Source organism: Dactylosporangium sp. NPDC006015 (genome assembly GCF_040614215.1).
GTDB lineage: Bacteria > Actinomycetota > Actinomycetes > Mycobacteriales > Micromonosporaceae > Dactylosporangium > Dactylosporangium maewongense.
This window is the reverse complement of sequence record NZ_JBEXUD010000010.1, coordinates 67602-86585: the sequence shown is the minus strand read 5'-3', so window position 1 is coordinate 86585 and position 18984 is coordinate 67602. Positions and strand designations below refer to the sequence as shown.

Annotated in this window: 18 protein-coding genes; 6 read left to right on the top strand and 12 right to left on the bottom strand. The window is 73.4% G+C overall.

Translation table 11 applies throughout. The annotated features are described in order from the left end of the window. Positions 1 to 54: 54 nt before the first annotated feature. The 4 genes from ABZ321_RS19640 to ABZ321_RS19625 all read right to left on the bottom strand — a co-directional run bounded on the left by ABZ321_RS19640 (position 55) and on the right by ABZ321_RS19625 (position 3095). Complete coding sequence (locus tag ABZ321_RS19640) at positions 55 to 1143, bottom strand: amidase family protein (protein ID WP_354893507.1); 1089 nt, start codon at positions 1141 to 1143, stop codon at positions 55 to 57. A 125-nt stretch (positions 1144 to 1268) separates the two neighbouring features. Continuing rightward, positions 1269 to 2105 (bottom strand): GDSL-type esterase/lipase family protein, encoded by an 837-nt coding sequence (locus ABZ321_RS19635; RefSeq protein WP_344502720.1) that lies wholly within the window; start codon positions 2103 to 2105, stop codon positions 1269 to 1271. Further along, a complete protein-coding gene (locus ABZ321_RS19630) occupies positions 2099 to 2599 on the bottom strand; it encodes a hypothetical protein (RefSeq protein WP_354892996.1) in 501 nt (166 codons plus the stop codon). The genes ABZ321_RS19635 and ABZ321_RS19630 overlap by 7 nt, the downstream gene beginning before the upstream one ends. Beyond that, positions 2586 to 3095: a GNAT family protein gene (locus ABZ321_RS19625; protein ID WP_354892993.1), complete on the bottom strand. Its 510-nt coding sequence runs from the start codon at positions 3093 to 3095 to the stop codon at positions 2586 to 2588. The genes ABZ321_RS19630 and ABZ321_RS19625 overlap by 14 nt, the downstream gene beginning before the upstream one ends. 176 nt (positions 3096 to 3271) lie before the next feature. On the opposite strand from ABZ321_RS19625, the gene ABZ321_RS19620 reads away from it, so the two are divergent. Beyond that, positions 3272 to 3706 carry an SRPBCC family protein gene (locus ABZ321_RS19620; RefSeq protein WP_344502723.1) on the top strand — a complete coding sequence of 145 codons (435 nt, stop codon included), beginning with the start codon at positions 3272 to 3274 and terminating at the stop codon, positions 3704 to 3706. On the opposite strand, the gene ABZ321_RS19615 is transcribed toward ABZ321_RS19620, so the two are convergent. Then, complete coding sequence (locus ABZ321_RS19615; RefSeq protein WP_354892990.1) at positions 3703 to 4710, bottom strand: LLM class flavin-dependent oxidoreductase; 1008 nt, start codon at positions 4708 to 4710, stop codon at positions 3703 to 3705. The two genes, ABZ321_RS19620 and ABZ321_RS19615, sit on opposite strands and share 4 nt — an antisense overlap. A gap of 141 nt (positions 4711 to 4851) precedes the next feature. Beyond that, positions 4852 to 6729: a Calx-beta domain-containing protein gene (locus tag ABZ321_RS19610; protein WP_354892988.1), complete on the bottom strand. Its 1878-nt coding sequence runs from the start codon at positions 6727 to 6729 to the stop codon at positions 4852 to 4854. Positions 6730 to 6976: 247 nt separating this feature from the next. Here ABZ321_RS19610 and ABZ321_RS19605 point away from each other — a divergent pair, with 247 nt between their 5' ends. Then, on the top strand, positions 6977 to 7744 hold the full coding sequence (locus tag ABZ321_RS19605) for a VWA domain-containing protein (protein WP_354892985.1): 768 nt from the start codon (positions 6977 to 6979) through the stop codon (positions 7742 to 7744). Between the two features lie 22 nt (positions 7745 to 7766). On the opposite strand, the gene ABZ321_RS19600 is transcribed toward ABZ321_RS19605, so the two are convergent. The 3 genes from ABZ321_RS19600 to ABZ321_RS19590 form a co-directional block, all read right to left on the bottom strand. Beyond that, complete coding sequence (locus ABZ321_RS19600) at positions 7767 to 8282, bottom strand: gluconokinase (protein WP_354892982.1); 516 nt, start codon at positions 8280 to 8282, stop codon at positions 7767 to 7769. Positions 8283 to 8405: 123 nt separating this feature from the next. After that, entirely contained in the window at positions 8406 to 9158 is a 753-nt protein-coding gene (locus ABZ321_RS19595) for an SDR family NAD(P)-dependent oxidoreductase (protein ID WP_344502728.1), read from the bottom strand. 54 nt (positions 9159 to 9212) lie between these two features. Further along, positions 9213 to 9605: a hypothetical protein gene (locus ABZ321_RS19590; protein ID WP_344502729.1), complete on the bottom strand. Its 393-nt coding sequence runs from the start codon at positions 9603 to 9605 to the stop codon at positions 9213 to 9215. Between the two features lie 268 nt (positions 9606 to 9873). On the opposite strand from ABZ321_RS19590, the gene ABZ321_RS19585 reads away from it, so the two are divergent. Continuing rightward, on the top strand, positions 9874 to 10719 hold the full coding sequence (locus ABZ321_RS19585) for a GNAT family N-acetyltransferase (protein WP_354892978.1): 846 nt from the start codon (positions 9874 to 9876) through the stop codon (positions 10717 to 10719). A gap of 74 nt (positions 10720 to 10793) precedes the next feature. On the opposite strand, the gene ABZ321_RS19580 is transcribed toward ABZ321_RS19585, so the two are convergent. Both ABZ321_RS19580 and ABZ321_RS19575 read right to left on the bottom strand, forming a co-directional pair. Then, a complete protein-coding gene (locus ABZ321_RS19580) occupies positions 10794 to 11174 on the bottom strand; it encodes a hypothetical protein (RefSeq protein ID WP_354892975.1) in 381 nt (126 codons plus the stop codon). Between the two features lie 84 nt (positions 11175 to 11258). Next, positions 11259 to 11924 carry a response regulator transcription factor gene (locus ABZ321_RS19575; RefSeq protein WP_344502732.1) on the bottom strand — a complete coding sequence of 222 codons (666 nt, stop codon included), beginning with the start codon at positions 11922 to 11924 and terminating at the stop codon, positions 11259 to 11261. Positions 11925 to 11958: 34 nt separating this feature from the next. On the opposite strand from ABZ321_RS19575, the gene ABZ321_RS19570 reads away from it, so the two are divergent. Next, complete coding sequence (locus tag ABZ321_RS19570; protein WP_354892972.1) at positions 11959 to 13467, top strand: PAS domain S-box protein; 1509 nt, start codon at positions 11959 to 11961, stop codon at positions 13465 to 13467. A 153-nt stretch (positions 13468 to 13620) separates the two neighbouring features. Here ABZ321_RS19570 and ABZ321_RS19565 read toward each other — a convergent pair whose 3' ends face one another. Next, positions 13621 to 15330 carry a glycosyl transferase gene (locus ABZ321_RS19565; RefSeq protein ID WP_354892969.1) on the bottom strand — a complete coding sequence of 570 codons (1710 nt, stop codon included), beginning with the start codon at positions 15328 to 15330 and terminating at the stop codon, positions 13621 to 13623. Between the two features lie 160 nt (positions 15331 to 15490). Between ABZ321_RS19565 and ABZ321_RS19560 the strand changes: the two genes are divergently transcribed. Together ABZ321_RS19560 and ABZ321_RS19555 are read left to right on the top strand one after the other, a co-directional pair. Further along, the gene (locus tag ABZ321_RS19560; RefSeq protein ID WP_354892966.1) at positions 15491 to 15967 is read left to right on the top strand and encodes a hypothetical protein; all 477 of its coding nucleotides are present in this window, start codon (positions 15491 to 15493) and stop codon (positions 15965 to 15967) included. Further along, a partial coding sequence (locus ABZ321_RS19555; protein WP_354892963.1) for a pentapeptide repeat-containing protein occupies positions 15964 to 18984 on the top strand: 3021 nt, incomplete at its 3' end. The genes ABZ321_RS19560 and ABZ321_RS19555, both read left to right, overlap by 4 nt.

The window sequence follows — 18984 nt, the reverse complement described above, 5'->3', positions numbered from 1 at the left end:
GACACAGACGTCGGGAGGGGGTGCCGAGGTTGCACGGGACGCACCGCGCGGAGCTCAGGCCAGGGGGCGTGCCGCCAGGGCGAGCAGGCCCAGGTCGTGCCCGGGCGGCGCGATGACGGCGACCCCGGCCGGCGGCGTCGAGGAGGTCGGCACGGAGACGCTGGGCAGGCCATACGCGCTGGCGGGGACCGCGCACCGCAGCGTGTCGCGGCGCCACGCGTCGCGGGCGGAGGGGCTCAGGTCGCGGGGGTGGCCGGGGCCGCCGGCCGGCAGGACGAGCCAGGCGTCGCGGTCGGCCAGCAGGTCGAGCAGCTCGGCCCGCAGCCCCGCGAGGAACGACCGGGCCTCGGCCTCCTCGGCGGCGGTGACGGACGCGCCGAAGCGGAACCGGTCCTCGACGTCGACGGCGAGCGCCCGCGGGTGCGCGGTGATCCACTCGCCGTGCGCCCGCCACGCCTCGGCGGCCTGCACGCGGCGGAAGGCCAGCAGCAGCGGGTCGGGATCGTCCCAGGTGGACAGTGTGACGGGCGAGACCGGCAGGCCGAAGAGGGAGTCCCCCGTCAGGCCGGGGACCTCGCCGACGGCGAGCAGCCGCGACGGCGGCGCCGACGGCCCGGCCGGCAGCAGGACGGAGCCGACGAGGGCCAGGTGCGAGGCGGTGGCAGTGATCCAGCCGACGGTGTCGAACGACGGCGCGAGCGGCAGCACCCCGCCGGTGGGCACGACGCCGTGGGTGGGGCGCAGGCCGAAGAGGCCGCAGCAGGACGCGGGGACACGGATGGAGCCGCCTGTGTCGGTGCCGAGGCCGATGTCGGCGTGCCCCGTCGCGACCGCCGACGCGGGGCCGCTGGAGGAGCCGCCCGTGACGAGGCCGGGTGCCGAAGGGTTGGGCGGGGCACCATAGTGGACGTTCGTGCCGGACAGGGAGTAGGCGAGCTCGTCGGTGTGCGCGATGCCCTGGATGGTGGCGCCCGCGGTGCGCAGCCGGGCGACGGCGGGGGCGTCCTCGGCGGCGGGCAGGGCGGACGCGAGCCACGTGGGGTTGCCGCCGCCGACGGCGAAGCCGGTGACCTCGAAGAGGTCCTTGACCGCGACCCGCAGGCCGTCGAGCGGGCCGTGCCCGGTGGCGTGGGCCAGCGGCATGCCTTTCACCCGCCACACCGTAGGGTCCGCGGACATACCGTCGCCTCCCACCTGCCGCCGCAACGTCGCGGCGGGCCGTTGAGTGAGCGTAGCGCCCGCGCGACGAACGCACAGGGGGTCGGACCTCACCAGTCCGGCGGGCCGAGCCAGGTCGCCTTCGCCAGCGCGTTCTGCCCCGCGGAGTTGGGGTGGAAGAAGTCCTGCGCGACCACCATGTCGAGGGTGAACGCGACCCGGTGCGCCGCCCCGCCGTCGTCCCGGCACCGGGGTCCGTAGGCCTTGCAGGCGGCGGCGAGCTGCGTGTTGTAGGCGTCGACCCGCGCCCCGAACGCCTTGCGCCGCGCCACGTCCGCGGGTGCGGTGGACGTGGGCGCGGCGAGCAGCGCCTGGCAGATCCCGAGCGACCACGCCTTCACCGCGACCTGGCTGGTGTGCCCGACCTCCCAGAGCCGGTTGATGTCGGGGATGCTGACGACCAGGACGCGGGCCTGCGGCAGGCCTTCCTTCAGCACGGCGAGGGCGTCGTCGACCTGGCGACGGAACGTGTCGACGGGGGTCATCGCGTCGAGGGTGGGCCGGCAGGCGTCGTTGGCGCCGATGAGGATCGTGACGTAGGTGGCCTTCGCGGTGACCGCGGTGCGGGCCTGCGCGGCGAGCGCGTCGGCGCGGGCGCTGCCCTGGGCCGAGTTGACGCCGCGCAGGCCCGGATACGACGGCCGGAGCCGCCGGTAGTGGCTGTCGACGCGGGTGCCGTCGCCGGTCGACCACGAGTTGCGCGGGCACGGCGAGGGCGCGAGGCACGACGCGAACGCGGTGGTGAGCGAGTCACCGAGGGCGGCCATGGCCATGGAGCCGGACGACGGGGCCGGGCCGGCAGGACCCCCGCCACCCTCACAGGCGAGCGCGAGGACGACGAGCGCGGCGAAGAGCACGTTGCGTGCCCAATTGACGACGATCAGCACATAGTAGCGTGCAGGCGCTTCAGCAGCGACATCTCCAGCTCCTCCGGCAGCTGGAAGAAGCCGTCCTCGGTGAGCAGCCGGTGGTGGTCGTTCGGCCGGTAGGACATCGGCACCAGCGCGCCGTCGCGCACCTCCACGCTCCCGATGACGTCGCACGAAGGGACGTCACCCGAGGGGTCGGGGGTACGGGCGTCCAGCAGGTCCACCCAGCCGTGCCCGCCGACCGCGGCGGCCTGCTCGCGGATGCCGGGCACCACGAAGACGTCGTCGGCGATCATCTCGTGCAGGAAGCGCACGAACGCCGGGTTCTCCTCGAAGTGGTCGGGCTGCATCGCGGCGGGCCCGTCGACGCCGACGGCGAGGAGCCCGACGACCGCCTCCGGCGACAGCCCGTACTCCGCGGCTTCGTCGGGCTCGAGCGGTGACACCAGATGGCGCAGCCGTTCGCCGACGTACACCTCGTACACGAACAGCGAACGCTTATCGGTCTCCACGGAGCTTCCCGTAGACGAGGACGTCGCGCCAGGCGCCGTCGCGGAACTCCGCGGAGCGCAGGATGCCCTCGCTGAGGAACCCGACCTTCTCCAGCGCCTTCTGCTCCGGGATGTTCTCCGGCTGCGTGCGGGCCTCGATCCGCGGCGCCGCGCTGTTGGCGAACAGGTAGTCGCACAGCAGCGTCTGCGCGCGCCAGCCGACGCCGCGGCCGCGCCACTCCGGCAGCAGGATGATGCCGATGCTCCAGTACCGCGACCAGCCGGTGCCGGTCGCCTCCCAGCTGACGTAGCCGGCGGCGGTCTCGTCGGCCTCGACCATCAGCCGGCCGTCGTGCTCGCCGAGGAAGCCGTCCTCGGCGAAGCGCCTGGCCGGGCCGGTCGGCTCGCGGTAGCCGGACCAGGCCGGGCCGGCCAGCCCCGGCTCCGTCACGAACCGCCGGAACATCCCCAGATCGCTCTCGACCACCGGTCGCAGCCGAACCCAGGTCTTGTTCAACGTTGCCTCACCTCGCCTCGGAGAACCGCCGAACGGGCCGCCGATGTCAGCCGGCCGCCTGCGCACGACGCACAAGATCGTCCGCCATCCTCGCCGATGATCGGGGCGACCGCCATCCGACCAACCGCCGGGAAAGGCCAACCGACGGTAGATCGGCCACGCTACCGTCTGAGCCCATGTCCGTCGATGCCTTCGCTCACACGTTCCTCGTGGCCGCCCCGCCCGCCCGGGTCTTCGAACACCTGGCGGACCCGCACTCGTATGTGGGCCTGTCGCCGCTCGTCGTGGCCGTCCGCGACGTGCGCACCGACGGCGACCAGGTCGGCTACGTGGCCCTCGAACGGTTCCGCTTCTGGACGAACCGGATCCGCGTGACGATGACCCTCGACCCGGCGGCACCGGCGGTGGTCAGCGACGTCGTCTCGCCCGGCCGGGTCCGGCTGCGGGCGGCGGTCACGCTGGCGCCGTCCGGGGCCGGGACCGAGGTCACGGAGACGATCACGGTCGACTCGCCGTCGTTGCTGCGCCGGTACGTGGTGCGCACGGCGAGGTCCGTGCAGCTGCGACGGGCCGCCGAACTGACCCGTCGCATGTCGGCCGGGCCCTCCTAGCGGGTCAGGTGCGCCGCGACGTGCTCCCGGATCAGCGCGAACGAGCGGGCGCGGGCCTCGATGTCGTACACCATGCAGGTCAGCATCAGCTCGTCGGCCTGGGTGCGGTCCAGCAGCCCGGTCAGCTGCGCGCGGACGGTGTCCGGCGAGCCGAGGGCCTGGCCCTCGCGCCGTTCCAGGACGAATTCGCGTTCGCGGTCGCTGTACGGGTAGGCCGCCGCCTCCTCCGGCGTGGCGAGGGCCTCGGGCCGGCCGGAGCGCAGCCGCAGGAACGACAGCTGGCTCGGCCCGGCGAGGAACTCGGCCTCCTCGTCGGTCGGGGCGCAGACGGCGCTGACGGCGACCATCGTGTAGGGGGCGTCGAGCCACTGCGACGGCCGGAAGCTGTCGCGGTAGAGCCTCAGCGCGGGCAGCGTGTTGGCGCTGGAGAAGTGGTGCGCGAACGAGAACGGCAGGCCGAGCAGGCCGGCGAGCTGGGCGCTGAAGCCGCTGGAGCCGAGCAGCCACACGTCGGGCTTGTCGCCGCGCCCGGGTGAGGCGAGGATGCGCTGCCCGGTGTCGTCGCCGGTGAAGTAGGCGATGAGGTCCTGCAGCTCCTCCGGGAAATGCTCCGCGGACAGGCCTTCCATGGTGCGGCGCAGCGCGAGCGCCGTGTGCTGGTCGGTGCCGGGCGCTCGGCCGATGCCGAGGTCGATGCGGCCCGGGTGCAGCGCCTCGAGGGTGCCGAACTGCTCCGCGACGACGAGCGGCGCGTGGTTGGGCAGCATCACGCCGCCGGAGCCGACGCGGATCGTGGACGTCGCGGCGGCCAGGTGCGCCAGCAGCACCGCGGGCGTGGAGCTCGCGATCGCGGGCATGTTGTGGTGCTCCGCGACCCAGAACCTGCGGTATCCGAGCGCCTCGACGCGTCTGGCCAGCTCTGTCGTGTTGCGCAGGGCATCGCCGGCGGACGCGTTCGCGGCGCGGGGCGCGACGTCAAGGACGGAAAGCGGAATCTCGGTCACAAGTCATGGTCAACAACGCCGTCCCCGGGAATGTTCCCGAAGGCGGGGCGGTGTGACGTGGCGCTGGTCGTACACCTGCCGCAGACGCGAACAGGCGCGGCCCGCCCCCATGTGAAGGGGCGGGCCGCGCCGCGGTGACGGTCAGACGCGGCAGGGGTTGCCGGTCGGGTTGGCGGCGGTGCCGTGGATGTCGGCGCGTGCCTCGCTGATGACCACGTCCGTCAGCAGCGTGTCGAGGACGACGGCCTGCTGGGTGACGCTGGTCGGGGTGGTCGTGGTCGCGTTGAGCTTGAGCGAGCCGACCACCAGCGGCACGGTGAGCGGTGCGCTGCCGACCGTGACCGCGATGCCGTTGATCTTCAGGTACGCGATGCTCGACGACCCGCTGAGGACCGGTGCGAGCCCGCCCGGGCCGGACGCGCAGGTCGCCTTCGCGGTGGCCTGGATGAGCCCGAGCTCGATCGTGATCGGCGCGACGCCGCCGGCGGTGATCTTCACCGACTCGACGGTGGCCTTCGCCGTGCCGTTGTCGCCGGCCGCGGGTGCGGCGTCGAGGTTGTCGGGGGTGAGCGCCGCGTTCGCGTCCAGGGTCTTCGACTCCACCTTGATCAGGCCGGAGTCGAGGGTGAGCTGGGCGAGGACCTTGCTGTCGTCCGCGCACGGCACGTTGGCCGGGTTCGCCGCCGGCGAGGACAGCGGGCCGACCCGCAGGACCTGCGCCGTGCAGGAGAACGTGCCGTTGCGGTCGGCGTCGACGATCGTGCCGAGGCCGGTGCCGTCGGCGATCGCGGCGCCGGCGGGCGCGGACAGGTTGACGGTGAAGCTCTCGTCGAGCTCGTCGACCGCGTCGTTGACGACCGGCACGGTGACCGGCCGGCTGGTCTGCCCCGGCGTGAACGTGACCGTGCCGCTGCCCGCGGTGTAGTCGGCGCCGGCGGTGGCGGTGCCGTCGGCCGTGGCGTAGTGCACGCTGACCGGCGACGTCGCCGGGCCGGAGAGCGAGACGGTGAACGTGGCGTTGCCCGCGTTCTCGTCGACGACGACGTCGTTGATCGCGATGGTCAGGACGGTCACCGACAGGGTCTGGATGAAGGCCGCGCCCTGGCTGACCCCGTCGACCTGGAAGTCGACCTTGCAGGTGTACGTGCCGGGCGCGGCACCTCCGGCGACCGTGACGTGCTCGGTGAAGTCGGCGGTCGCGCCGCTGTCGACGGTCTTCGAGGCCGGGTCGAACGTCAGCGCCAGGTTGCCGTCGCAGTCGAACACCACCGGGGCGACCTTGACCTGGATCGCCTGGACGCCGGCGAGGATCGCGGCGCTGACCTGGTCGGCGGGCACGTCCGGCAGGTACACGCCGCCGGTGCCGGACGTGATCGCCTCGGCCTGGCCGCCGGCGTTCATGCCGCCGACGTCGACGGCGACGACGCGGATGTGCGCGGCGTTCAGCGCCGCGACGGTGTCGGCCAGGCCGTGGCCGAGGCTCGGGTCGTGCGACGGGGCGTCGCCGAAGACGACGACGATGCGGGTGCCGCCGTCGCGGAAGTGCACGGCGCCGTTCGCGAGTTGGAACAGTGCGTTGAGGTTGTCCTCCGGCAGGTCACCCCCGCCGCCGGCGACCCATTGGTCGATGCCGGCCTGGACCGCCGCCTGGTCGGCGGTGATGTCCTGGCGGACCGTGAACGGCGCGGAGTCCTCGAAGTCCTTGTACTCCGCGACCCCGAACCGCGCCTGCGGCTGCGCGGCCGCGATCTGCCCCATGACCGACGCGGCGTTGGCGCGCACGTCGGCGATCGGCCCGGTCATGCTGCCGGTGGTGTCGGCCAGGAAGACGATGTCGGGCTTCGGCGGGACCGGCGCGGTCTCGACGTGCTTGGCGATGTCGGCCGACTGGCCGGGCCCCAGTGTCAGGCTGACACCGGGCGGGGTGACACCTGGAGCGGCCTGCGCGGCGGTTGCCGTCGCGAGGACGGTCACCGCCCCTGCGGTCAGCACCAGGCTGAGCAATGACGCGAGTTTCACGTGCTCCTCCTGCGACGGTCGGCGGTTGCCGAGGAGAAGCAAACAATGGCGCCGTCCGCGCGAAACAGGACTTGCCGACCGGGCCGGCGTCGGATAAGAAGCGCTCAGCCGCCCCTTACGAATTCACTCCTGTGAGTGTCCGTGAATGCCGTTCCACATTCAATTCAGTCCTTCGCCCGGGTGTACGAATGTCGACACACCCGCAGGAGTTACCGTTGTCCTTTACTGACGTACAGGGGGTGGCGGCATGGCCGGGAGAACGCAGCTGACCGCGGCGCGGGCCGTGCAGCTCGTCAAGGAGCCGTCCGGGGCGCCCGCGGTCAACCTCGCCAAGGTGCGCGAGTCGGGCCACGTCGACCTCGCCAAACGCGCCGACAAGGCCGGCCTGGCGCTCAGCAGGCGCGGGCTCGGCGGCATCCGCGCCCAGGCGATGCTCGTGCTCGACCACTCCGGCTCGATGCGCCCCGACTACAAGTCCGGCGCGGTGCAGACCCTGGTCGAGCGGGCCCTCGGCTTCGCACTGCAGATCGACATCGACGGCACCGTGCCGGTCATCCCGTTCGACACGAAGGTCCTGCCGACGGTCGCGGTGACCGTCGACAACTACAGCGGCGTCGTCGACCGCGAGATCAACCAGGGCTGGATGGGCACGACCAACCTCGCCGACGCCCTCGCCGTGGTCCTCGCCGAGGCCGAGCGGACGACGGCTCCGATCTTCTGCATCGTCGTCGCCGACGGCAGCCCGGACAGCAAGCGCGCGACGACCAAGGTGGTGTGCGAGCTGGCGCGCTACCCGGTCTTCCTGAAGCTGCTCGCCGTCAAGCCCGTCGAGTACTTCCAGACCCTCGACGACCTCGACGACTCCAAGCGTCTGCTGGACAACGTGGACACGAAGTACTCGACCGAGGCGCTCGACCTGCTGACGTGCAGCGACCTGCAGTTCGCCGAGGCGATGGCCGACGAGTGGGACACCTGGGTCGCCGCGGCCACGGCCGCCGGCATCCTCACCCCCTGATCGCACGACCGGGGCGCCGGCCTCACCGCGGGCGGGTCCCCCGCACGATCTCGTCGACGATCTGCTCGGGGGTGGCGTCGATCGACACCGCCAGGATGTCCTCGCCGGGCTGCGGCGGCTCCAGGGCGGCGAACTGGCTGTCGAGCATCTCCACGCGCATGAAGTGACCGTGACGGGCCGCGAGCCGGCGCGTGATCAGCTCGCGGGAGCCTTCGAGGAACACCAGCCGCACCTGCGGGCGGCCGTCGCGCAGCTGGTCGCGGTACGCCCGGCGCAGCCCCGAGCACGACACGACCCCGGGGGTGCCCGCGGCCGCGTGCTCGTCGATCCAGCGGCCGATCGCCGCGAGCCACGGCGCACGGTCCTCGTCGGTGAGCGGCTGCCCCGCCGCCATCTTGGCGACGTTGGCCGGTGGGTGGAAGTCGTCGGCCTCCGCATACCGCCAGCCGAGCCTCCCGGCGAGCAGCGCCCCGACGGTGGTCTTGCCGGTCCCGGCGACACCCATCACGACGATCACTGGAGGTGGGCTGTCCGGCATGGCGACACGGTACCCAAGCGACCGGTCCGCCACACACGGCGGTCGCCGCCGTCGGGTCGCCCGACGGGATTTCGAGGTGGGCCGGTCGGTGGTCGTCGCCGACCGGCCCTCGACGGCCTGCGGTCAGGACGCCGCCATCGCCACCAACGGGGGGAAGTGGCGGGCGACGAGCTGCTTGGCGACGGTCGCCGGGTCGGCGATGTCGCCGACCCGGTGGCGCTCGACGAGGCGGGCGTGGCCGGGCAGGCCCGTGCCGCGCTCGCGGAGGGTCCGCTGCATCTGCGTCTCGATGGCCCCGGGGTCGACGATCTCCACCGTGCAGGAGCGGCTCGCCGCCTCGCTGACGCAGCGCATGAACGCCTCCGCGCCCGCCTTGGTGGCGCAGTACGTCGCCCAGCCCGGGTAGCTGCGGTGCGCCGCGGAGGAGGCGACGTAGACGATCCGCAGGCGGGGACCCGGGTCGCGGGCGAAGGTGGACAGGAAGGTGTTCGTGAGCAGGATCGGCGCGACCAGGTTGACCTGGACCGCGGCGAACACGTCCTCGGGGGCCAGCTCGCCGACCAGGCCGATGGGCTCGACCGTCGCGGCGTTGTGCAGCAGGACGACCTCGTCCTCGGGTGCGGTCCCGCCGACGAACGCGGCCAGCTCCGCCTCCGTCGGAAGGCTGACGGCCTCGGCGAGGTCGGTGGCGCGCAGCCGTACCGACGCCGGATGCCGAGCGGCGAGCACCTGCTGCTCCGAGGGGAAGGCGCGGGCCAGGCCGAAGACCCTGGCACCGTCGGCTTGCAGCGCGTGGAACAGGGCCGCGCCGAGCCCTCTCGAGGCGCCGGTCACGATGACCGAACGCTTGCGAATAGCGTCCGCGGGTGCGGACATGACATCACTCCAACCGTGTCGAGGTGACAACAACGACGAGGGTGGGAGTTCGGCTTACGTGCGCCAGACCTGCAGTGCGGCGCGGGCGGGCGCGTGGCCCGTGCGGGCACCCGCGGACGGCTCGACACCGGAAGCCGGCATGAGCTGCGCGATGACGCCCGTGGTGAGCTGCGCGGCGTGGTGGGCCGCGACCTCGGGGGTGTCCACCTGCTCGCCTTCGGCGTGCAGCATGAGGGGCTGCCGCTCGTCGTCGTCATCGCCGTCCGACGACGGCTCGTGGTGATGGTGACCGGCGGCGAACGGGACGGGGCTGGACGTGAGGAGCTGGTGGACGATCCCGGCATGGGACGCCGGCGAGCCGACGGTGGCCCCGAACAGCATCGCGAGGACCAGGGCGAGGACGCCGACGACCCAGCCGGGCGTGCGTGCCCGCGTGAGTCCGTCCAAGGTCCGCCCCCTCCCCGGTGTTGCCCAACGTCATCATGGCCCAACGGAGTACTTCTCGGAGTGTCGCGAATTTGCCAGCATCCGCGAAATTCAATTTCCCGGATAGGGTACGCAGGTGCTGGTCCGAGCGGTCGCCGAGGGCGACCTGTCCTGGTTGCAAGAATTGCTCACCAATGCATACGGTGCGGTCCACGTCATCACGGGAGAAAACGGTCGCGACGCCGACCGGCTGCCAGGACTCGTTGCCGAAAGCGCAACGGGCGAACGGGTGGGCCTTCTCACCTATGAGGTCGCGGCGACGGGCCTCGAAATCGTCACGCTCAACGCCGTCCGTCCACATGCCGGGATCGGGACCGCGTTGCTGGACGCCGCGCGGGCGGTCGCGGCCGACGCCGGATGCAGCCGGCTGTGGCTCATCACCACCAGCGACAACCTGGACGCGCTGCGGTTCTACCAGCGGCGGGGACTGCGGGTCCGGGCCGTGCACCCCGGCGCCGTGCAGCGCGCCCGCCGCCACAAGCCGCAGATCGCCGAGGCCGGCGACTTCGGCATCCCGCTGCGCGACGAGGTGGAGCTGGAGCTTTCGCTGCGGGACGAGGAGGCGTACGTCCGGCCGGGCACCCTCGCCGACGTCAAGCCCGTCCTGGGGCTGATGGACGGCGCGACCCGCTGGCTCGTCGGGCTGGGCCGGACCGGGCAGTGGGGCACCGAGCCGCACTCGACCAACCCGCGCCGGCTGACCGCGATGATGCGGTGGGTCCCGCAGGGGCACCTGCACGTCGCCGAGATCGACGGCACCGCGGTGGGCGCGATCGTGGTCGGCGAGGCGCCGGAGCACATCCCGGTCGTCTACGAGCCCGAGCTGTACGTGAACCTCCTCGTCACCGATCGCGCGCGGCAGGGCCGCGGGCTGGGCGGGACGCTGCTGGACCACGCCCGGGTGCTCGCCGTGCGGCGCGGGATCGGGCTGCTGCGGGTCGACTGCTACGCGGGCGACGACCAGGCGCTGGTCGGCTGGTACCGCCGGCAGGGCTTCACCCCGACCGAGACCTTCACGGTCCGCCTCGCCACCGGCGTCGACTGGCCCGGCCAGGTCCTTGAACAGCGCCTCTGAACAGCGCCGCTGAGCAGCGGCTCGGAGCAGCGGCTCGGAGCGGCGCCTTTGAACAGCCGCTCCGAACGGCGGCTCTAGGCCGGCGTGCCGCCGAGCGCGGTGGCGAGGGTCTCCAGCAGGCGCAGGTCGTGCGCGTACCCGGACAGTTCGGACCGGCGGACCGCGACGAGCCCGCCGGGGCCGCCGCTGACGCGCACGTCGCGCCACGACGACCCGGCCCGGCACAGCGCGGCGACGGCCGCCGGCGGCGCGCCCGCGTCGGGGACGAGCGTGCCGGCCGCGTTGCCGAGGGCCTGCAGCTCCGGCACGGCCGCCGCGACCCGGGTGACCATGGCGCCGCCGGTGTGGCGGATGTCGACCCGGAACCCGTCCCGCACGCCGGTCAGGTGCACGCCGGCCGTGTCCTCCACGCGGTGCAGCCCGCGCGGCAGGAGCTCGCTCAGGTCCTCGTCCACCCGCCCAGCCTGCCCGCTCCCCCACCGGCGGGCGACGACGGCCGCACCACGAACGCCTGTGGTGCACGCACCACAAGGCACGTCTCAGTCGCGATCGGCCAGGTAGAGCAGCACGGCGCCGACCCGGCGGTGGGTCTCGCCCTCCTCGACGAGGCCGAGCTTGGCGAAGATCGAGTTGATGTGGCGCTCGACGGCGCGGACCGTGACGAACAGGCGCTCCGCGATCGTGGAGTTGTTGGCGCCCGTGGCCATCTCCGCCAGCACCTGCCGCTCCCGGGCGGTCAGGTGGCGCAGCGCGCTGCCGGCCGGGCGGGCGCGGGCGGTGAGCATCGTCTCCACGATCCGCGGGTCGATGACGGAGCCGCCGCCGGCGACCGCCCGGACCGCGTCGGCGAGCTGGCCGGGCTGCGCCAGGCGCTCCTTCAGCAGGTACGCCCGGCCGGCCACCCCGTCCTGCAGCAGCGCGGTCGAGTGCGCGGGGTCGTCGTACTGGCTGAGCACCACCACGCCGATCGCCGGGTGGCTGCCCCGCAGCGCGATCGCGGCCCGGACGCCCTCGTCGGTGTTGGTCGGCGGCATGCAGATGTCGGTGACCACGACATCGGGCGCCAACCGCTCCACAGTGGACAAAAGCTCCCCGTGGTCGGCGGCGAGTCCGATCACCGACAGGTCGGCCTGGTCACTGAGCAGTGCCTTGACACCCTCCCTGACCAGGAGACTGTCATCCGCCACCACGACCCGGATACTCATGGGTCCGTAACCTACCGCCTGCCCCGGAGGACCCGTGAGCGTCGACTTCGCCCTCCTGCTCCGCCTGGAGCACGCCGTCGCCGACATCCTCGCCACCCCGGAGCCGGCCGGGCGGCCCGTCCTCGACGCGATCGGCCGGGCCCTCGGCTGGTCGGCGGGCGCGATGTGGCAGGTGACCCCTGGCGGGCTGCGGTGCGTGGCGACGTGGTCGACGTCGGACCGGTTCGCGGCGTTCGAGACCGCGACCCGCGATCTCGTGCTCGCCCGCGGCGAAGGGCTCCCGGGCGCGGTGTGGCAGCGCGGCGAGCCGGCGTGGGTGCGCGAGTTCGGGCGGCAGGCGGCGTTCCCTCGGGCGGCCGCCGCCGGTGAGGCCGGCCTGTCCGCCGCGTTCTGCTTCCCGTTGCGGAGCGCGGAAGGCGTCGAGGGGATCGTCGAGTTCTTCACCAGCACGCTCGCCGAGCCGCCGCCGGACCTGGTGTCGACGGCGAAGAGCCTGGGCCGCCGCATCGGTGACGCGCTGCACCGGGCGCGGGCGGCGGACGCGGTACGCCGCAGCGAGGCCCGTCTCCGCGCGGTGCTCGACTCCGCGCTGGACTGCGTCGTCATCGCCGACGCCGACGGGATGGTCCTCGAGTTCAACCCCGCCGCGTGCCGGACCTTCGGCTACCGCCGCGACGAGGCCGTCGGGCGCGAGCTGGCCGAGCTGATCGTGCCGCCCGCGCTGCGCGAGGCGCACCGGCAGGGGCTGCGCCGGCTCCTCGCCTCGGGCGAGCCGCGCCTGCTCGACCAGCGCGTCGAGACGACCGGCCGGCGCGCCGACGGCACCGAGTTCCCGGTCGAGCTGACCATCACGCGGGTCGCGGTCGCCGGTCCGGCCGTCTTCAGCGGGTACCTCCGCGACCTCAGCGACAGGCACAGGGTGGCCGAGGAGCTCAAGGCGTCCCGCCGCCGGGTGCTCGAGGCGGCGGTCGGTGAGCGGCAGCGCCTCGAACGGGACCTGCACGACGGTGCGCAGCAGCGCCTCGTCGGTCTCGGCATGACCCTCGCCAGGGCCCGCACCGCCCTGCCCGACCAGCCGGCGCGGGCCGCGGCGATCCTCGACGACGCCATCGCCGCCCTGGAGGAGTCCGCGATCGAGCTGCGCGACCTCGCCAGGGGCATCCATCCGGCAAGCCTCACCCGGTACGGGCTGGGTGCCGCCCTCGCCGACATGGCCCGGCGCAGCCCGGTCGAGCTGCGCCTCGGCGAGCTGCCGGCCGGCCGGTTCCCGCCGGCGGTCGAGGCGACCGCGTACTTCGTGGTGAGCGAGGCGGTCACGAACGTCGCCCGGTACGCGGGGACCGGCACCGCCCGGGTCGATGTCGCCGTGTCCGGCGCGGAGCTGGTCGTGACCGTCACCGACGGCGGGCGCGGCGGCGCCGACGCCGGGCTCGGCTCGGGGCTGCGCGGGCTCGCGGACCGGATCGCGCTGCTGGACGGCACCCTGACCGTCGACAGCCCGGCGGGCGCGGGGACCACGGTGCGGGCGAGCATCCCCCTGTGATGTGGTGCCAGCATCCATCCGGCACTGGTGCCGGCGCACTGCTGCCCCGCCCCGGCGGGCGCGAGGATTCCCTTCAGTCGGACGACTTTCGAGGGGACACCACCATGACGCACGCCATCCGCTGGGCCGGCCCTTCCCGCGCACGCTGCCGGGTCAGGGGTTCCTGACGTCCCACAGCCACAGCCCGCCGGTCAGCCGCCCCGGCCCGAGCAGCGCGTCGAGGGTGCCGCGCTCCGCCGCCGCGGCGGGACCGTCGGGGGCCAGGACGATCGACGTGCGCCAGTAGGCGAGGTCGAGCCTGGCCTGCTCCCGGTCGAGGTCGGTGACGGCGGTGACCTGGTGGGTGCCGGTGGCGGCGTTGATCAGCCGGTCGGTCGGCCGGGCCGGCGCGCCGACGGTCGCGTGCCGGCCCTGCACGCCGCCGGCCGGGCCGAGGAAGTAGCCGTGCGACATCCGCAGCTCGGTACCGGTCGCGGTCGCCCAGCTCATCGCCGTCCAGTGCTCGAACGTGGCGAGCGGCACGATCAGTACCGACTCCTGCGGCCCGACGAAGGAGCGCCACTCCCCCGACGCGATGAACGCCGGGACCGGCGGCCGGTCGAACACCTTGATCGGCACCGGCGCCGCCGGCACCAGTACCGCCGCGACCAGACCCGCCTTGAGCAGCCGCATTCCCGCCGGCGCGGGCAGCCGGTCGAGGCCGATCGCCACCAGCGGCGCGACCGCCCAGGTGGCCGCCTCGCCGAGCCGCGTCGGGAGCAGGGTGTCGAAGAGCGGCAGGTGCCGCAGCAGGGCATAGGGGCCCGGGACGCCGATCTCGCGCTGGTACAGCGTGAGCTCGTTGCCCAGCGACAGCACCGCGAACAGGGCGCCGGTGCCGGCGAGCGACCGCACGAGCGGCTCCCGCCACCGCCACGCCACGACGGCGGCGACCGCGATGACGAGCGGCCAGCCGAAGTAGCCGTGCTGCTCGGCGGAGAACCCGGGCTCCGGCTGGAACTCGCTGAACCGCACGGCGACCGAGTTGCGCGAGAACGACGTGAACCCCAGCAGGTCCGTGTGGAACGCCGTCATCTGCTTCTCGCCGCCGCGGTAGGCGCCCGTGCCCGAGAACTGCCACCACAGCGGGAACGCGAGCACGACCGCCGTCGCGAGGAGCGTGACCCCGAGCCCGGCGAGGACGCTCAACGCCCGCACCTCGCGGGGCCGCTGCACCAGCCACAGCAGCCCGAACACCCCGATGGCGAGCGCCGTGATGAACAGCGTCTCCTCGTTGATGAAGACCTGCCACACCACCAGCGCGGCCAGGATCAGCCCGCCCCGCACCGGCGCGTCGCGCAGCTTCACGACCCGCCACACGATGACCGGCACCAGGAACTGTGCCGTGAGGTTCGGGTGGAACGTGGCGTGGTTGGCGACGCTCGGCGCGAACGCGGCCACGAGCCCGCCCACCCAGGCGGCGACCCTGTTGTCCACGACGTGCCGGGACAGCAGCCAGAACCAGGCGGCCGCGGTCGCGGTGAGGGTCAGCACCACCAGCAGGTCGAACGTGATCCCCGGCCCGACCAGCATCGTCACCGGCGCCAGCGGCAGCCCCAGCCCGAACATCGTCGTGTTCGCCATGCCGTTGACGCCCACCGGCGCGTTCAGCCGGTCGAGGAGGAACGGGTTCTCCAGGTGCCGCACGCACCGTGCCGCCCACGCCAGGTAGTACTCGGCGAGCATCCGGTCCCCCGGCGTGTACGGCAGCCGCTGCCCGGGATGCGCGAGCAGCCGCCCGCAGAGCACGATCGCACCGGCGAGATACCCGGCCACCGCCACCGCGTCGCCCGCCCACCGGCTCCGGGATTGCCCCTCGTCCATGCCGAGACCCTAGCTGCCGCCGCATCGGCGACCCGTACGCGGGTGACTCCGGCAGTCGCCTACCCGACGCCGCAGCGAGCGACCGGTCACGCTCCGCTGTGTTAGCGTCGTCGCCATCCCGGGTCGATCCGGGCTATCCGGGGTGGTCCTGATGCGGTCGGTGCGGATCGTCTTGAGCTGGTGCCATCGGGACCAGCGACTCAAGGAAGCGCTGCTGCGTGACCTGCTGCCGGCGCTCGGGCTCTTCCGGGACCTGGAGGTCCAGTGGTGGCAGGACAGCCACCTGACCTGCGGCGAGGAGTTCGGCCCGGCCATCGTCGGCCGGTTCGGTGAGGCCGACTTCGGGCTGCTGCTGCTGACCAGCGCCTACTTCACCCGGCCGTTCATCCGGCAGCACGAGCTTCCCCGGTTCGCCGGGCCCACCGCCGACAAGGGCTCGCTGCCGGTGGCGCTGGGCCCGCTGCCGTCGTTCGGCCCGCACCGTGACCTCGGCGGGATCGAGCAGCAGCTGATCTTCGGGCAGGAGCAGGGCAGCTATGCCGAGCTGTCCGGCGTCAAGCGGACGATCTTCGCCAACAGGCTGGCCGACTCGATCCGCGCCCGGGTCCTCGACCTGAACGGGTTCGTGACGCTGTGACCCCGCTCCCTCCGGCGGAGGCCGTCGCCCGCGTGGAGGCGCTGCGCGCCGCCGGTGCGGTGACCGAGCTGCAGGCGGCCCGGCTGAACGTGATCGTGCGGCTCCTCGACGCGGGCGGACGGTTCCTGCTGCGCTCCGCGCTGGACGAGGCGGAGTTCCCCGCCGACCAGGCGCGGGGCCAGGACGCCTTCCAGGACTTCCGGGGACGGGTCAACCGCGCGGCCGAGACGGCCGGCGTCGACCTGCAGCTGGAGCTGGAGCCCCGCAAGAGTCCGCCGGAGCGCCGCCACGGCTGGTTCGCCGGTGGTGACCTGACGGACGCGGGCATCGTCGCGTTCACGGGCAGGGCGGCCGACGACACCGGCATCGCGCACCCGATCGCGCCCGAGGTCACCGAGCTGGGCGACTCGCGACGCACCAGGGTGTATGTCAGCGTCGCCGCCGCCGACGCCGGCTCCCGGCCGACGCGCCAGCTGGTCGGGCTGCTCCGCCAGCACCTCCAGCTCGACGGCGAACGGCAGTGGGAGGTCGCCGACCCCGACTCGATCGGCCTCGGCGAGAACCTGCAGGACAGCCGCGACCGGCTCTGCGCGCAGGCGGACGTCCGCGTGGTGCTGCTCAGCCCGTCGTACCTGACCGACGAGGCGAACGCAGCCGAGCGGCACCGCGTCCTGGACCGGCCCGGCCGCCGGGTCGTCTTCGCGCTGACCGCCCTGCCCGACGCGACGCCCACGCTCGGGCCGTTGCCGCGACGCGGGGTGCGCCGCCGCGAGCAGCCGTGGGCCGTGCTGCGCGGGGAGCAGCAGCGCAAGCAGTACATCGACGCGCTCGTCGACGCGCTGCACGCCGAGGTCCGGGCGCAGCCGGCGCCGGCGCTCGACGCCACGGCGGAGCTCGCGGAGCACACCAAGCGGCTCACGGACCGCCGCGGCGGCAACGACAGCACCGTGCTGGTGGACGCCGAGGTCAGCGAGACCACGTTCCGGGAGTCCCACCTCGAGGCGCCGGACAGGGGCCCGGCGCTGGCGGCGGTCAACCGGCTGCTGGAGTGGGCCATGGCGCAGGACGGCCCGCGGCTGTGCGCGCTGCTGGGCGACGTCGGCCTGGGCAAGACCACGACGGCGAAGCTCTTCGCGCGGGCGCTGCTCGACCAGCGCTCGAAAGGGGCGCCGCTGCCGCTGCTGTTCGACCTCCGCGACGTCCGCGCCGGCGACCTGAGCCGGGCGATCACGCTCGACACGATCCTCGACAGCATGCTGGAGGCCAGCCGGCCCGCGGCGGTGCCCCGGGAGCGGCTCTCCGCCGACACCGTGCGCCGCCGGCTCACGCAGGGCGACGCCGTCGTGATCTTCGACGGTCTCGACGAGGCACTGGTCCACCTCGAGCCGCACGACCAGCGGCTCTTCATCCGCCAGCTGTGGCGCGCCGTCGAGGGCACGACCAGCACCCGCATGCTTGTGACCTGCCGGACGCAGTACTTCCGCACGATCCGCGACGAGGTCAACTTCTTCACCGGCGACGACCGGCAGGGCCCGCAGGGCAAGGACTACCTGGCGCTGCTGATGCTCCCCTTCGGCGAGCGGCAGATCCGCGACTACCTCGCGGGCAACCTCGACGCCGAGCCCGACAAGGTCGAGGCGTTCCTGACCCTCATCGGCAGCGTCCACGACCTCACCGACCTGGCCCGCCGCCCGATGACGCTGAAGCTCATCTCCGACCAGGTCGAGTTCATCGAGACCGCGAAGCTCAAGGGCCGGGCGGTGCGCGCCGTCGATCTCTACGGCGAGGTGGTCGAGCGGTGGCTGGCCCGCGACAGCGGCAAGCACACCCTGCTGCCCGACCACAAGCACCTGCTCATGGAGGCGATCGCCGCGGAGATCTGGCGCTCGGGCCGCAACTCCTGGACCGCCGGCGACGTGGACGACTGGCTGCTGGACCTTCTCGACCAGCGCCCGGACCTCCGCCGCCACTACCGCGACAACGTCCCCGACCTGTGGAAGACCGACTTCCGCACCGCCACGTTCCTCAGCCGCGACGGCGACGAGTTCACCTTCGGCCACCGCTCGCTGTTCGAGTACTTCCTCGCCCGCCACCTCTTCCGGGCGCTGCGCGAAGTCCCCGCCACCGGCCCCGACCCGGTGGCCATGCCGGTGCCCGGCCCGGAAACCCTCGACTTCCTCGGCCAGTGCCTGGCGGCCGCCACCCCGCCCGCCCGCGCGGCGGCCCTCACCGGCCTCGCGGCGATCCGGGACCAGTACACGCCGGAGGCGTCGGAGCTCGCCTTCGCGTACGCACTGCGCGCCGCCGAGCACGGACACCCGCACCAACCCCTGACCCGGGTCCAGCTCCCCGGCGCGAACCTCGCCGAGTGGACCATCGGCAACCCCGGCATGAGCGGACACGCGCTGAGCCTGGCCGGCGCCGACCTCCGCGGCGCCGACCTCCGCCGCGCCCGCATCCACCACACCGACCTCACCGGCGCGGACCTCACCGACGCCCGCCTCGACTCGGCCGAGCTGCACGACAGCAGCTTGAGTCAGGCCGATCTCGACGGCGTACTGATCGCCTCCGCACTCCTGCGCCACTGCGACATCGGCGACGTCGACTTCACGCGAACCATCCGCCACCGCACGCAACTCCTGTGGTGCACCCCCTCCCCCCAGCCGGCCGAAGGCCTGCTCGTCGCTCCCCTGCCGGGTGCACGGCAGGCTCGAACCACCCCCTGGGTCGCGACCGGGCACACCGGCCCGGTGAACGCGGTGGCATGGTCACCGGACAGCACCCGGCTGGCCACTGGCGGCAACGACGGTGTCCGGGTCTGGAACGCGACGACCGGCGCCGAACACCTCCAGCTCGCCGAGCACACCGGCTCGGTGAACGCGGTGGCGTGGTCGCCGGACGGCACTCGCCTGGCCACCGGCGGCAACGACGGTGTCCGGGTCTGGAACGCGACGACCGGCGCCGAACACCTCCAGCTCGCCGAGCACACCGGCTCGGTGAACGCGGTGGCGTGTACG